At 46.9% G+C, this 14,578-nt stretch carries 11 protein-coding genes; 9 read left to right on the forward strand and 2 right to left on the reverse strand.

The features are described 5' to 3' along the window. From ABEA14_RS02430 to ABEA14_RS02450, 5 genes are all read left to right on the forward strand, one after another. Window positions 1-2,001 (forward strand): heme lyase CcmF/NrfE family subunit, encoded by a 2,001-nt coding sequence (locus ABEA14_RS02430; RefSeq protein ID WP_345338228.1) that lies wholly within the window; start codon window positions 1-3, stop codon window positions 1,999-2,001. Beyond that, window positions 1,998-2,573 carry a DsbE family thiol:disulfide interchange protein gene (locus ABEA14_RS02435; protein ID WP_345338229.1) on the forward strand — a complete coding sequence of 192 codons (576 nt, stop codon included), beginning with the start codon at window positions 1,998-2,000 and terminating at the stop codon, window positions 2,571-2,573. Before ABEA14_RS02430 ends, ABEA14_RS02435 begins: the two co-directional genes overlap by 4 nt. Further along, window positions 2,570-3,064 carry a cytochrome c-type biogenesis protein gene (locus ABEA14_RS02440; RefSeq protein WP_345338230.1) on the forward strand — a complete coding sequence of 165 codons (495 nt, stop codon included), beginning with the start codon at window positions 2,570-2,572 and terminating at the stop codon, window positions 3,062-3,064. The genes ABEA14_RS02435 and ABEA14_RS02440 overlap by 4 nt, the downstream gene beginning before the upstream one ends. 8 nt (window positions 3,065-3,072) lie before the next feature. Further along, window positions 3,073-4,431, forward strand: a complete 1,359-nt coding sequence (gene ccmI / locus ABEA14_RS02445; protein ID WP_345338231.1) for a c-type cytochrome biogenesis protein CcmI — start codon at window positions 3,073-3,075, stop codon at window positions 4,429-4,431. Between the two features lie 66 nt (window positions 4,432-4,497). Then, window positions 4,498-5,316: an MlaA family lipoprotein gene (locus ABEA14_RS02450; protein WP_345338232.1), complete on the forward strand. Its 819-nt coding sequence runs from the start codon at window positions 4,498-4,500 to the stop codon at window positions 5,314-5,316. A 47-nt stretch (window positions 5,317-5,363) separates the two neighbouring features. Here ABEA14_RS02450 and ABEA14_RS02455 read toward each other — a convergent pair whose 3' ends face one another. Together ABEA14_RS02455 and ABEA14_RS02460 are read right to left on the reverse strand one after the other, a co-directional pair. Continuing rightward, window positions 5,364-5,681 (reverse strand): hypothetical protein, encoded by a 318-nt coding sequence (locus tag ABEA14_RS02455; RefSeq protein WP_345338233.1) that lies wholly within the window; start codon window positions 5,679-5,681, stop codon window positions 5,364-5,366. 173 nt (window positions 5,682-5,854) lie between these two features. Beyond that, complete coding sequence (locus ABEA14_RS02460; protein ID WP_345338234.1) at window positions 5,855-7,447, reverse strand: peptide MFS transporter; 1,593 nt, start codon at window positions 7,445-7,447, stop codon at window positions 5,855-5,857. 370 nt (window positions 7,448-7,817) lie between these two features. On the opposite strand from ABEA14_RS02460, the gene rfaH reads away from it, so the two are divergent. The 4 genes from rfaH to ABEA14_RS02480 all read left to right on the forward strand — a co-directional run bounded on the left by rfaH (window position 7,818) and on the right by ABEA14_RS02480 (window position 14,578). Next, window positions 7,818-8,333, forward strand: coding sequence for a transcription/translation regulatory transformer protein RfaH (gene rfaH / locus ABEA14_RS02465; protein ID WP_345338235.1), 516 nt, complete (start codon window positions 7,818-7,820; stop codon window positions 8,331-8,333). A 348-nt stretch (window positions 8,334-8,681) separates the two neighbouring features. Further along, entirely contained in the window at window positions 8,682-11,453 is a 2,772-nt protein-coding gene (locus ABEA14_RS02470; RefSeq protein ID WP_345338237.1) for an SLBB domain-containing protein, read from the forward strand. Window positions 11,454-12,317: 864 nt separating this feature from the next. Continuing rightward, the gene (locus tag ABEA14_RS02475; RefSeq protein WP_345338238.1) at window positions 12,318-13,310 is read left to right on the forward strand and encodes a Wzz/FepE/Etk N-terminal domain-containing protein; all 993 of its coding nucleotides are present in this window, start codon (window positions 12,318-12,320) and stop codon (window positions 13,308-13,310) included. 269 nt (window positions 13,311-13,579) lie between these two features. Then, window positions 13,580-14,578: a 2Fe-2S iron-sulfur cluster-binding protein gene (locus ABEA14_RS02480; RefSeq protein ID WP_345338239.1), complete on the forward strand. Its 999-nt coding sequence runs from the start codon at window positions 13,580-13,582 to the stop codon at window positions 14,576-14,578.

Below are 14,578 nucleotides of genomic sequence, written 5' to 3' on the forward strand. Positions count from 1 at the left end.
ATGATCCCAGAGATTGGTCATTTCGCCCTGATCATCGGCTTGATGCTGTCCATACTATTGGCCAGCTATCCGCTATATGGCGCTTTTAAGCAGAAAGAGGGGCTGATGAGGTTGGCCAGACCGTTGGCGTTAGGTCAGTTTGGTTTCACGTTGATCTCATTCTTATGCCTTGTGTGGGCGTTTATCTATAACGATTTCACCGTCGCCTATGTGGCGCATAATTCGAATACTGCATTACCGATCTACTACCGTATCTCCGCTGTGTGGGGGGCTCACGAGGGCTCACTGCTACTTTGGGTTCTGATATTGAGTGGATGGACGGCCGCCGTCGCTGTGTTCAGTCGCACGCTGCCACTTGATGCGGTTTCCCGGGTATTGGCTGTAATGGGGATGGTCGGAATTGGCTTTTACCTGTTTGTGCTACTGACATCTAACCCTTTCGAGCGGTTACTACCTATTTTTCCCGTTGATGGCCGTGACTTGAACCCATTGCTGCAGGACATTGGTCTCATTATCCACCCGCCACTCCTGTATATGGGGTATGTGGGCTTTTCTGTGGCGTTTGCATTTGCTATTTCGGCGTTGATGACAGGAAAGCTCGATAGCGCTTGGGCGCGCTGGTCACGTCCCTGGACCATGGCGGCCTGGATCTTTCTTACTCTGGGTATTGCGCTGGGTAGTTGGTGGGCATATTACGAGCTGGGCTGGGGCGGCTGGTGGTTCTGGGACCCAGTTGAAAATGCTTCCTTTATGCCATGGCTGATTGGCACTGCACTTATTCACTCGTTGGCTGTAACGGAAAAGCGCGGAGTATTTAAAGCCTGGACTGTACTGCTGGCTATCTCAGCGTTTTCATTGAGCTTGTTAGGTACTTTCCTGGTTCGTTCTGGCGTACTGGTTTCTGTGCATGCCTTTGCCAGCGACCCCACACGTGGTCTTTTTATTCTGGGCTTCCTGGGTATTGTTGTAGGTGGCTCTCTGGTTTTATTTGCCTGGCGCGGCAGCGAAGTAAAGAGTCATGGCCGTTACGAACTGTTCAGCAGGGAAGTATTGCTGATCGGTAATAACGTGTTTTTGACGGCGGCAACTCTGGTTGTGCTGTTGGGAACCCTATTGCCTCTGTTCTACAAAGAGTTGGGCTTGGGCAGTATTTCTGTCGGCGCACCTTTCTTTAATGACATGTTTACCGTATTGGTTATCCCATTTGCGATCCTGCTGGGTATCGGGCCGCTGACTCGCTGGCGCCGACAGTCGTGGGCACCGCTTGCTATGCCTCTCACTATTGCTGGTGGCGTGGCCTTATTGCTTGCTTTTGCACTGCCCTGGATCTTTGCCGATAGCATGACGTGGCATGCAGTGCTCGGACTGGCGTTGGCGATTTGGGTTCTGTTGGCCACAGTGCATGAGATACGTTTGCGTGTTGGTGTTAAGAAGGATGGTTTGAAAGGGCTGATGCGCCTGACCAAATCTCACTGGGCTATGGTTCTGGGCCATGTTGGGTTTGCTGTGACCCTTATAGGTATCGCACTCACCAGCAGCTATACCATCGAAAAAGATTTGCGTATGGCACCGGGCGATCGTGTGGAAATGCGAGGCTATCAATTTGAATTCAAAGGCGTAAAACCAATTGAAGGCCCTAACTATACTGCCAGCGCCGGTGTGCTAGCAGTGTATAAAGGTGGTAAAGAGCTCACTACTCTGGTAGCAGAGAAACGCTTTTATCCGGTGCAGCGCTCAGTGATGACCGAGGCTGCTATTGATGCTGGCCTGACCCGCGACCTATACATGGCGTTGGGTGAAGAGCTCGATGGTGGCGCTTGGGCGGTTCGTATTTACTACAAGCCTTTTGTTCGTTGGATATGGGCTGGTGCCTTGTTTATGTCATTTGGCGGACTCTTAATGCTGCTGGATAGGCGTTATCGACTCAAAGGGCGCGTGGTCAAAGCTGCCAAGCAGCAAGGGACAAGCCCGACGCTTAAGCAGAAGGAGGCCAGCGCATGACCAGAGGCCAAAGAGTATTTCTGTTTCTGATCCCATTTATTCTGTTTATTGGATTATCGGCCTTTCTGATGCGCGGTTTGTTCTCAGATCCGCGTGAGCTGGAGTCAGTTCTGGTCGGTAAGCCGGTGCCTGAATTCCAACTGCCTGATCTGTATCAGCCAACCAAGGTTCACGATCAGACCCTATTTGGTGGTGAGCCCATGCTGCTGAATATTTGGGCGACCTGGTGCCCCACCTGTAAAGCCGAGCATGCGTTTCTAAATCAGTTGGCAGAGCAGGGGGTTCGAATTGTCGGACTCAACTACAAAGACGATCCGGAGAAGGCAAAGCGGTGGCTTGCGCAGCTGGGTAATCCCTATCGGGTGAATCTGCTGGATGAACGTGGCACCCTGGCGTTGGATTTGGGCGTGTATGGCGCACCAGAAACTTACATTATTGATGGCAATGGTGTGGTATTACATCGTCATGTGGGTGATGTGAATCCACGTAACTGGCAGGCGAAGTTAGCGCCCATTTACCATCAGGCCGCCAGCAAACAGGTTGCTGGAACCGCAAGTGGAGTCGCGAGATGAAGCCAATTATCTCAATTGTGTTTTTAGTTCTGCTCAGCGTGGGTGGTTATGCGAACGCGGCTATCGAAGCGTATCAGTTTGAGGACGAAAAGCAGGAAGCCTTGTTCCGGGAGCTGACTGCTGAGTTACGCTGCCCCAAATGTCAGAATCAGAATATCGCAGATTCAGATGCGGCATTGGCGCAGGACCTTCGGGAAAAAGTATTCCTGATGGTCAGTGAAGGTCAGGACAAACAACAGGTGGTTGACTATATGGTCGCCCGATACGGCCACTTTGTGCACTACCAGCCACCTACCAGTGCCGCCACATTGATTATGGTTGGCCCAATTTTGCTGATTGTCATCGCCATGATTGTCGTGTTTTGGCGTGTGCGGCAAGGCAAGCTTGAGAGCGCAACGGATGAGCTTGATGAAGAGGTGCTGAATAAGATCCTCGAACAAGACCAACCTGACTCTTCTGACTTAGTGTCAAACCAGAACAACAAGGATTAAGCGAAAAGATGACCCAATTTTGGTTAGCAGCATTTTGTCTGGTTATTCTGGCGTTAGGTTTATTAATTCCTCTGTTTCGCTCGAAGGGCAATGCGAAAGAAACTCATGTTGATCAGGCTGCGCTTAATAAAGGCATTTACCGTGAGCGATTGGCTGAACTGAAAACTGAGTTGGCTCAGGGAGAAGTTGATCAGGCGAATTTTGACTCTATGGTCAAAGAGCTTCAATCAAGCCTGTTTGATGATGTCAGTGGCGTTGACGCAATCGATGCAGATGTCAAAGGCAAGGCGGCAAAAGAGAAACATGGTGTTGCGTTAGCTGTAGCCGCGCTATTGCTGGTGGTGGCGCCAGTTGTTTGGTATTGGCAGTTTGGAGCACATCAGCAGGTAACCCACTGGCAGCAAGTACACGCGCAATTACAGGATTACATTCAGCGTGGTGTGATGCAGCAGGGTGAGCCGCTGTCTGAATCAGAAATGCGTGACTTTGCACTAGCGCTGCGAACAGAGCTGCAGGTGAAACCCACTGACGATGCCACGGTTTGGCTACTGCTTGGTCGCATAGGTATGGCGATCGGTGATGGTGAGCTGGCCATGGAGTCGATGGAGCGTGCTTATGAGATGGCACCTACAAATCCATCCGTGGCGCTTGGTTATGCTCAGGTTGCACACTACTCAGACGATCCAAATGTCACTCACCGTGGTGCTAGAATTCTCGATGCCTTGATTGCCCATAACCCGGAGAATCTTGACGCGCTTTCGTTAAAAGCGTTTCAGGCATTTGAGAGAGGTGAGCACCAAGCGGCGAGAACTATCTGGCTGAAAATGTCCTCCTTGCTTGACGATGCTGACCCGCGTAAAGCGACCATTGAACGCACGCTGGCGATGTTAGATGCGCAACTTGCTGGTGGAGCAGGAGAGGGAGCAGGAGAAGTGCACACTAATCCTCACGCTCAAGCGCTGCAGGACACGCCTCCAGAGCAGCCCGCGGCCAACGCCCCTGCCGAGAAAGCGCCATCAGGGCAGGAGTTATCAGTGATCGTTAAATTGGCGCCAGAGCTAAGAGAGTCTTTGCCTTCTTCGGGCAATCTAGTGGTGTTTGCCCGAGCAAAAGAGGGGCCGCCACTGCCGCTTGCCGTTAAACGTTTGCCGATAGGTAATTTTCCGGTCAAAGTCGTTTTGTCTGACAGTGATGCCATGATGCCGGAAATGAAGCTTTCCAGCTTCCCTGAAGTTTATGTCACCGCCCGGGTCTCCAAAGACCAAGACGTGAGGTTGTCAGCAGGAGAACTCGAAGGCATTGGTGATGCGCTTAGCTTAAATGGTGAGCCGCAAAATACGACAGTCGTTATCAGTACAAAACACTAGAGAGTTAGCGCTTAGAAACAGTGCTAACTGATTGAAAATAAAAATTAGAGCTTGAGCTTTTTCGATATGAATATGGATATCTTCTCTGCCCGCAAAGCTTTTAGTGGTGTCATCTGTGTGATTGCACTGCTGCTTAGTCTTCCCAGCTTTGCTGCCAAGTTTTCGGTGCCTGATCTCCCGGTACATGCATACCAGGACCCTTGGATTGATGCCCGCTACGATGACGACAGGGATCCTATTGAAGGGATTAACCGATTGATCTGGCGCTTTAACTTCAACTTTCTGGACCAGTATGTTTTCCGCCCAACCGCGGTAGTTTATGTTCATGCGGTGCCAGATCTTATGAAGGACGGTGTAAATAACTTTATTGAAAACCTGAATGAGCCTTCCAGTGCAGTAAACAATACACTGCAAGGCAAGTTTGGTGACGCGGGGAATAGCGCCGGTCGTTTTGCGGTCAACACCACCGTCGGTTTATTGGGTACGATCGACGTTGCACAACGTATGGGTATGGAACGCAAACAGGATGAGTTTGGCGAAGTGCTCGGTTATTACGGCATCGGCAATGGCCCCTATCTGATGTTTCCTGTACTTGGCCCAACTTCAGTACGAGAGGAAGTGGGCGATTACGTGGACAACCTTTACCCACCTCTTTCCTGGCTGAGTTTTACGCAAAAGCTCATTAAAGGTTTACTCACAGGTCTGTATAAGCGAGCAGAGTTAATGAGTCAGGAAAAGCTGCTGTATGACTCGTTGGACCCTTATGCCTTTGTGAGAGAGGCATACTTCAAGCATATGGAGTGGAAGGTTCACGATGGCAATGTGCCAGAGGACTTTGCTGAAGAAGAAGAGTTTGATGAGTTTATTGACGAAATAGACCTGTAAGAAGAAGCCGACATATTAGTCGGCTTTTTCATTGTTGAGACTTGGCGTTATTGAACTTTAGCCTTACTGATCTTGTGATCCTGAATTGCATCTTCAAGAAATGGCTCTACCGCCAACATCTGAGCTGGGCGGGTTAGGAGAGGGTAAAGAGGAATCGCCATAACCACCGGCACTGCTTCCCACCAGATATCTATATTTGCCAGCCAGATGAAGGGGGGAATAAGAAGAAGCAGTTTATAGATATTCACTGCCAGTTTTGACCAACCTTTAACATCTAAATAGGCTTTTGCAAAAATAAGAAGGCGCTCAGATGGTCTAAATGACTTCAGTTTTGGGTGGCTTGCTAATGTAAAATGCAGTGTCATACAAATCCCCTTTTGAACGCGACGTATTATGTCATAAAGGTTGGGTAAACGTACTTGATACGTTTAAGTCATATCGTCGGTTTAAAGTGTTACCTATGTTCCGGTTGCACAGAAGGGGCAACAAAAAAGCCCCGCATTTGCGGGGCTTCTAATTCGAACTTAATCAGCGTTGATTAGCTCTTGGACTCAGGCATTGCCTCGTGGCTGCCGATTACATCCATCTCTTCGTCCAATGCTTCCTCTTCTGTTTGAGGATGTGCATCTTCTGCACCATGCATCCAGTCGATGAGCTTGTCAGACATTAAGTACAGAACAACCGCTGAAACGACACCTGTGATAACCAGGCCACCGAAAATAGACAGCGACTTGTCTACCATGGCGGCTTCTTTGGCTGCGTCAACACACGCAGCCAGCTCAGCTGCATCAGTGATAGCTTTCGCTGTACAGGCCGACATGAACTCTTCACCGCCGCCATGAACACCGATGAGCGAGCCTACGAAGCCTGCAACGTAGTTTGCCAGTCCAGTAAAGAAGAACCACAAGCCCATAAACAGGGAAGCCAGTTTCACAGGCGCCAGCTTGGTGACCATCGAGAGGCCTACCGGGCTCAAACATAGCTCACCCAAGGTGTGGAACAGGTAAGCACCAACTAACCACCACAGGCTTGCTTTTGCATCGCCACCTGCGATCTGCAGAGATGCGCCAACCATGAACAGGAAGCCCAAGCCCAGCAAGAACAGACCCAGCGCAAATTTCACTGGTGATGTCGGTTCTTTCTCACCCAACTTGATCCACAGACTGGCGAAAACGGGTGCGAAAATCACGATAAAGAACGCGTTGATAGACTGGAACCATGCGGTCGGTACTTCGAAAGCACCAACAAAACGGTCGGTAAACTTGTCTGCGTAGATGTTCATCAGGCCACCGGCCTGTTCAAAACCTGCCCAGAATACGATGGTGAACAAACCAAGGATAAAGATTACCTTGATGCGGTCTCGCTCAACTTTAGTGAGAGGACCTGTTTGGCCTTCATCTTTCTGACCTTGGTTCGCTTTCAGCTTAGCAACAGGCACAGTACCAATATCGCCCAACAGCTTCTTAGCAAATGTCAACTGGATAAGCAGAGACAGCAACATACCAACACCTGCTGCAGCGAAGCCAGCCTGGTAGTTCTTAACAAATACTTCCTGACCATTAACCATTTCGGTATAGCCGAAAGAGTTGTATGCAGATGCCACCAGAATACCTGAGAGGAATGCACCGATGTTAATACCCATATAGAAGATGGTGAATGCACCATCACGACGATGATCGCCTTCCTGATACAGATCGCCAACCATGGTTGAAATGTTGGGCTTAAACATACCGTTACCGCAGATAAGCAGTGCAAGACCGGTATAGAAAACAGCATTTTCCTGACCTGGGAACCAGCCGTGAGGCATCGCCAGCGTAAATTGGCCCATGGCCATCAGGAAACCACCAATTAAGATCGATTTACGTTGACCCAGATGGTTATCTGCCAGCCATCCACCAATCAGAGGTGTGAGATAGACCAGCATAGTAAAGGTGCCGTAAAGGCTGATCGCATCCTGTTCGGTCCAGCCTAGGCCGTTACCACCTTGTCCCTGAACTTTATCGACCAGATACAGCACCAGAATGGCGCGCATTGCGTAGTAGCTGAAGCGTTCCCACAGTTCCGTTCCGAACAGCAGAAACAGCCCCTTGGGATGACCCAGTAGGGTCCCCTGAGAAGGAGTGTTGCTCATGTTAATTTCACCCTGGAGGAGTAATTAGTATCGTTATGCTTATAAAAAATCCGGGAAACCATGCCCGAACGGCTGCTGAAAATCAATGAGGCTAATCACTGTTAGCGAGATTTGACGGGATACGACTGTAAACTTCAAACAGTTAGACGAGTTAAAGGGCTTAAAGAGAAGAATTATTCAGCGGCAACTTTGGCAGAACAGCGGTTTTGAGCAACTTCTCGGCAGCCATTTGTCTATATCTCGACGTGCTAATTTAAGGCTGGTAAACTGCGCGGCGCATGGAATCAGCGAGTAGCTATTCATAGCGACTATTATTAGTGCCGCACTTTGAGTCGTTTTCGTTCATCACTCGCATGCCAAGGAGCGCCAGTTGCAGTCGTCAAAATTAGAACGTTGGTTTTTGCTTAAATGCAAACCGCGCCAGGAGCAGCGGGCAGTAGCTAATCTAGAGCAGCAACTGATTGAGGCATATGCCCCTCAAATTGATGTTTCCAAAATCAAACGTGGTAAACGCACAACTGAAACAGAGCCACTGTTTCCCGGGTATCTGTTTGCCCGATTTGACCCCCATTTCGTTAGCTTAACCTCAGTTCAATCAACTCGTGGAGTTAGCGCTGTTGTGCGCTTTGGTCAGCAGTTGGCTGAAGTTTCAGATCAAGCGATAAGAGACATAAAGGATAAGTGTTGCAATCAAGATGCTCCCGAAGTATCTGCAGACTTGCCCTCCAAAGGTGACAAAGTGCACCTGACTGACGGCAGCCTCAAAGGATTGGAAGCGGTTTACCAGATGGATGATGGTGAACAGCGGGCATTCGTGTTGATCGATTTACTTGGAAAACAACAGCGAGTTTCAGTAGAGCAGGGGCATATCAGAAAGTCGCTCTAATGCCACAGAAGCGTAATTGTTCTGTCATACTCTGTGGCTCGACTTCAGTGTCGCTTTCTTTGACAGCAGGTAGGACATCACTCATCCGATGTTATAGAATGCGCGCCAATTTGAACAAATATTATCAATGACCGGGTGTTGAATCAGTCATTGATTCAAGAAAAATCAGAACGCAGGTGCTTTGGGAGCCGTAACCCAAGGGCGGTAGCGTGTCTGAATGAAAACATACTTGTTACCCCATTAGAGATGTAAAGACCTGCTTTGTTGTAGTAATCTTTCATCACTTAAGGGAGTTTTCGCCAATTTTTGGTTTTTAATCTTATTTTTGCGCTGGAACGCTACATCACCATGATAAGAAGTAAGTTTGTTCGCTTAGTTTTTAGCTCTTTGCTGGCATGCCTTAGTTTGGGTGCGTTGGCTGCAACCCCTACCTCCGCTCAAATCGAGCAGTTCAAACGCCTGCCGAAGGCTCAGCAAGAAGCATTGGCTCGTCAATACGGGATCGATATTAACCAGTTGAATCGCAGTGGTCGCAGTGGACAGGTCAATCCAGCGCAAATGCCCCAGACTATGTATCCAAGGGGGACTCAGTTCGATGAACAAGGAAACCCGATTGATCCTTCTCTCTCCGAACAAAAGGTTAAAGATGAGGAAGACCCTGATCAGTTGAAACCTTTTGGTTATGAGTTGTTTGCGGCCAGTCCTTCTACTTTTGCACCAGCAAATATGGCTCTGGTTCCGGGTAACTACATCATTGGTCCTGGAGATACGGTAAACGTTCAGCTTTATGGTAAAGAGAACCAGGAGCATGAGTTTCAGGTAACCCGTGAGGGCACCATTGATTTCCCTGCGTTTGGTCCAGTCAAAATCGCAGGTCTGACATACAGTGAACTGAAAAAATTCATTAAAGATGAAGTGGATCGTCAGACCATTGGTATCAGTGCCAATGTAACGTTGGGCGAGCTTCGTTCCATTCAAGTGTTTGTGCTTGGCGAAGCGCATAAACCTGGCGCATATACCGTTAGTGCTCTGTCTACAATTACGCATGCTCTTTTCGTCAATGGTGGTGTTAGCGATATTGGCTCACTGCGAAATATTCAGCTCAAGAGAGCTGGCAAAACCGTTGCTACGCTCGACCTCTATGATCTGCTTACAAAAGGCGATACTAGTAAGGACATGCGCCTGCAATCTGGCGATGTAGTGTTTATTCCTCCTGTAGGTGACACCGTGAGTGTTGATGGCGAAGTGCGCCGTCCGGCTATTTATGAGATTTCTGGAAAAGAAACAATGGCCGATTTGGTTGGGCTCGCTGGCGGATTTAAGTCTGGCGCTTATCCGCGCCAGAGTGTTCTTGAACGCATTGATGGCTCGAAGTTACGTAAGCCCTATAACCTCGACCTCACCGCTGAGCGAGATCTAGGGAAAAAAGCACAAGACGGCGACTTTCTTAGAGTGATGTCTGCGTCTTCTTCGTTCGATAGCTCTGTAACACTAATGGGTGCTGTCACGCGTCCAGGCCTATACGCATGGCATGAGGGCATGCGTATCTCAGAGTTGATCCGAAATCGGAGTTCCGACCTGTTAGGTTATGCAGATCTTGATTACGCGCTGGTAGTTCGTGAACTTAATGTGCGTGGTGATATTGAAGTCCTACAGTTTGCGCCTGCCGACGTATTGAATTCACCTAAAGGTGAGCATGACTATCTGCTTTCATCCCGTGACAGCCTGATCTTCTTTAGCCGATTCGAGCGAAGTGCTTCAGTTAACAATGGCCTAAGCGAGTTGGCAGGTACACCAGAACAACTGCAAAAGCTGCGGGAAAAGCGTCTCGAACAGCGCCAAGAGAGTAATGAGTTCTGGCAAGCATATTTGACTGCGTTTTTAGGCATCGATCCATCTCTTACCGGTGTTGAGTTGGAAGAGGAGATTCAAACCAAGCTCTCCACCATGGGTATTCGAGAGTCCAGCCTCAAACAAATGATTAGCGGTCAATCGGGTGTAGGTCAAATTAGTTATCAGGATGCACACGAATACTCCCGCAAGCGCTTGCTCTTGCCTATTGTGAATCAACTACAGGCGCAAGGGCGATCTGGTCAGCCTATTCAATTGGTCGAAATTGATGGTGCAGTAAAGAACCCAGGCGTTTACCCCCTGCCTGTCAATGGACGAATTTCTGATGTGGTGACTGCGGCAGGTGGTTTGAGTGAATCTGCGTTTACGTTAACCGCAGAGCTGGCGCGCAACAGAGTAGAAGATGATATGCGGGTAAGCATTGAGCACCTCTCTTTTAATGTACACAAGGCGCTAAATGGTGACTCTACGCAGAATCTAGACTTGAAGAGCAAAGACCGCATAAACATCCACCATTTACCTGATTACCAGGAAGATATGAAGGTAACTCTTAAAGGCGAAGTGGTGTTTCCTGGCACTTATGCGATTAAACGTGGCGAGACGTTGCTAGATGTGATCAAGCGTGCTGGAGGTTTTACAGAATATGCTCATACAGACGGAAGCATATTTACCCGTGCTTCCGTCAGAAAGCAGGAAAGCAAGTTTCTCGAGAAAATTGCTAAGGACTTGAGAACTGAGCTAGCTGGTATGAGTTTACGAACTAGCTCGGGCTCGGGCCAATTAGTAGACTACGAACAACTACAACAGCTATTGAATGACATTACTAAAGTGGAGCCTGTGGGCCGTATGGTGGTCGATATTCCGGCAATGATGGCTGGTAACACGGCTTTTAACATCGCATTAGAGCCTGGGGATGAGTTGGTTGTACCAGCGTTTCGGAACTCACTCAATGTCTTAGGCCAGGTGCAGCTGCCAATTACTCACTTGTTTGATGAGCGCCTGACAGTAGATGACTATATCGCACGAAGTGGTGGCATGAAGAAACAAGCCGACGATGATCGCATTTACGTAATTCGTGCCAACGGATCAGTAATGATCCCTGAAAAGTCATTCTGGTTTAGTGGTAACGCCACCACCCAGCTTGCACCGGGAGACACAATTGTTGTGCCGCTAGACGTGGAATACATGGATAACCTGACGCTATGGACAAACGTCACTCAGATTCTGTATCAAACTGGTGTAGCCATAGCTGCCGTCGCGTCATTGTAATAAAAAATTGACTCTCCCAATTTGATTGTCCCCATTCCTACAAGAGGGGGGACAATCGTGAGACGGTTTTACTGCGTACAATCTTGTTGCGCTTCTTATTTTGAATCGAGAATCAGTCAAGGAACACGAACGAAAGGAAGCTAAGCTTCTTGCAGAGAGAGTGCGTTGTGTTACAGCGGTCAAGTGCTTATCTCTGTCCAATGTAGCTGATGTTACGGGTTGTACCAATGCATCAAAATAAGTCAGGTGGAGATATGACGAAGTTCAGAGGCTGCTAGGGAGATTTTGCTTCAGTTGAAACGCTCGGCCGTTTAGTGATTGATGTTGAAGGCCCAATGAAAGGAAAGCAAACGTAGAATGTTTTCCTTGATAATGGTCATGCGTTCTACATTCTAGATTTTCGCAATAAGATCAATATGTTCATAAAGTTTCATTTGTCAACTACTCAGATGTTCGAAGAGGGTAAGACAATTGACGAATACTTACGCGGCAGCGGTACTAAGTGTGTAGCAGATAGTGCTCGTATCTATGATGTTACAGCGAATGGAACGGTACGTGTTCACAGGGAAGTCAGGACTCTGGTTCTACAGCAAAAACAACGCCATGATGCCCGACCCATGTGACACCATTGTTTTCTCTCTTAACTAGTATTAATTGACTGGTTTAAACCTATAGACGGGGATAACAAACGTTTTTTCAACAGTGCAATTACTCTTACTGCAATCGGCAACTTGATAAAGTAGCCTAGAGACCATTATTTTGGCCTTCGAGCATTAAAAGAATATACCTAATTAAGGTACGTATTAGCGTACCAAAACTAAACTCATTCAATAGTAGGATGTTGCATTAGCGCATCAGAAATATATGGAAAATCAACATACACAGTCTCAACAACCGCAACTAGTACCTCCCCCACACTACTATCATCCGCCGTCGCAACTATCAGATGATGAAATCAATTTTAGCGAGATCTGGGGAGAGATCTGCAAAGGAAAATGGGTAATTATTGCGATCACAGTCTTTTTTGCTTTCAGCGCAGCTATGTACGCTATTAGCCTACCTAATGTATATCAAGCTAAAGCACTGCTTGCCCCTGCCGATGGTGATAACAATATGTCATCTATGGCGAGGCAGTTTGGCGGTTTAGCCAGCCTAGCAGGTGTTAATTTAGGTGGTGGTGGAGATAGTAAAACAACTTTGGCAATTGAAGTTATGAAATCTCGTCAGTTCATTAGTAACTTCATTGAAAAGTTTAACCTCAAGGTGCCATTGATGGCTGCAAAAGGCTGGGAGAGAGAAAGCGATACTCTTTTAGTTAATAAAGAGCTATATGATGCAGATAACAGCAAATGGATTCGAGATGTCGAACCGCCTCATTTGCCTGAGCCAAGCGCGTGGGAAGCGCACGAAGCATTCATCGACATATATTCAATTTCCGAGTCTAAAGATTCAGGTATGGTTTGGGTATCTGTTGAACATTATTCACCAAGAATAGCTAAAGAGTGGGTTGATTTGCTAGTAAAAGAAATTAACTCCGTAATGAAACAAAAAGAAGTAAGAGAAGCTCAGAATAGTATTGATTTCTTAAGTGAACAGTTGAACAAGACATCTGTTACCGAAATGCAAAACGTTTTTTATCAGCTGATTGAAGAACAAACAAAGACCATTATGCTATCTGAAGTCAGGGAGGAGTACATATTTACAACTGTTGATCCCGCTGTCGAGCCTGAAGAAAAGATGAAACCTAGGCGAGCAATGATAGTTCTATTGGGTTGTGTTTTGGGACTGTTGTTAGGTCTGTCTTTCTATATATGTAAATTTCTTTTCTCCGAAACTGATATTTCGGATAAACAGTAGCAACTACTAATTCTTACATTTTCTAAACTTTCGAATTTCCCCGAAGGGTGTGTTTTTTTAATAGCTTTACAGCGTTGTTGAATAATCTTTTTAAACGGGTTGGCGGAATTTTTATGAAATGTCAATACAATCCTTGTGATTGTCTATCTAGGACTCTGTTTTTAACCTGAAGTGCGATATTTTAAGTGATATTAATTTCATGGTGTTGTGCTTACTAAAATATTTGTTTTGGCACTTTTTTTAATTGTTTTATTGAGGCTTTGGTTTTAATGGGTTTTAGAGTTTTGATTCAACCTTCTGGTGTTTTTTTTGAGGCAGATGAAAACGAATCTATAGTAGAAAGTGCGCTTAAAAATCAGATAGCACTCGAGTACAGTTGTAATAATGGCGCCTGTGGTAAGTGTAAAGCCAAGCTCATAGATGGTGAAATAGATTTCAGTGATACTCATTCCGTCCTAAACCAGACGGAGATAAAGGAAGGCATGTTCTTAACTTGCTCAAGTAAGCCATTAAGTGATTGTGTAGTTGATGCAAAGTACTTTCCAGAACTAGAAGGTATCACTCAGAAAGTGATACCAGGAAAACTTGATAGCATTGATTTTCCGTCACAAGAAATATCTGTATTGAAATTTAGAACACCACCGAGGACTGAGTTAAATTACCTTCCTGGACAGTATTTTGATTTAATATATTCTGGCGTACGCCGCAGCTACTCAGTTGCTAATTCACAAGTATCATCAACAGGAATTGAATTACATATAGCAAAAGTGACCAAAGGTGAAATGAGTACAAAGGTTTTTGAGGAGTTTAAACCTGAAACCATGGTACGTCTAGATGGTCCAAAGGGAACATTCTTCGTCCGAGACTCGAAGAATCCTTTAATCTTTCTTGCTGGTGGCACCGGCTTTGCTCCGGTTAAGGCAATGGTTGAAGATTTGATTGCCAAAGGAGATATCAGGGAAGTTTACATCTATTGGGGGGTATCGAAACCAACCAACTTGTATAGTTCGCTTCCAGTAGAGTGGTCGAATACATTCGACAACATTCATTTTGTACCGGTGGTTTCGGGAGATGATGTAATTTGGTCTGGACGTAAAGGATTGGTGCATAAAGCCGTCATGGCCGATTTTGACTCTCTCGCAGAATTCGATGTTTATGCGTGCGGCTCACCTCTTATGATTGATTCAGCGCAAAGTGATTTCGAAGACCTAGGTCTTCCAGCCGAACAATTTTTCTCAGATGCATTTACTGCGTCAACTAATTCTTGA

The sequence above is a fragment of the Corallincola platygyrae genome, from assembly GCF_039544265.1.
In the GTDB taxonomy this organism is placed as follows: Bacteria; Pseudomonadota; Gammaproteobacteria; order Enterobacterales; family Neiellaceae; genus Corallincola; species Corallincola platygyrae.

What these genes read in the sequence shown, in the direction of transcription:
- ABEA14_RS02455 (WP_345338233.1), bottom strand. Translation starts at nt 5,681, where the DNA reads ATGACACTGCATTTTACATTAGCAAGCCACCCAAAACTGAAGTCATTT.
- ABEA14_RS02450 (WP_345338232.1), top strand. Translation starts at nt 4,498, where the DNA reads ATGAATATGGATATCTTCTCTGCCCGCAAAGCTTTTAGTGGTGTCATC.
- ABEA14_RS02430 (WP_345338228.1), top strand. Translation starts at nt 1, where the DNA reads ATGATCCCAGAGATTGGTCATTTCGCCCTGATCATCGGCTTGATGCTG.
- ABEA14_RS02440 (WP_345338230.1), top strand. Translation starts at nt 2,570, where the DNA reads ATGAAGCCAATTATCTCAATTGTGTTTTTAGTTCTGCTCAGCGTGGGT.
- ABEA14_RS02480 (WP_345338239.1), top strand. Translation starts at nt 13,580, where the DNA reads ATGGGTTTTAGAGTTTTGATTCAACCTTCTGGTGTTTTTTTTGAGGCA.
- ccmI (WP_345338231.1), top strand. Translation starts at nt 3,073, where the DNA reads ATGACCCAATTTTGGTTAGCAGCATTTTGTCTGGTTATTCTGGCGTTA.
- ABEA14_RS02460 (WP_345338234.1), bottom strand. Translation starts at nt 7,447, where the DNA reads ATGAGCAACACTCCTTCTCAGGGGACCCTACTGGGTCATCCCAAGGGG.
- ABEA14_RS02470 (WP_345338237.1), top strand. Translation starts at nt 8,682, where the DNA reads ATGATAAGAAGTAAGTTTGTTCGCTTAGTTTTTAGCTCTTTGCTGGCA.
- ABEA14_RS02475 (WP_345338238.1), top strand. Translation starts at nt 12,318, where the DNA reads ATGGAAAATCAACATACACAGTCTCAACAACCGCAACTAGTACCTCCC.
- ABEA14_RS02435 (WP_345338229.1), top strand. Translation starts at nt 1,998, where the DNA reads ATGACCAGAGGCCAAAGAGTATTTCTGTTTCTGATCCCATTTATTCTG.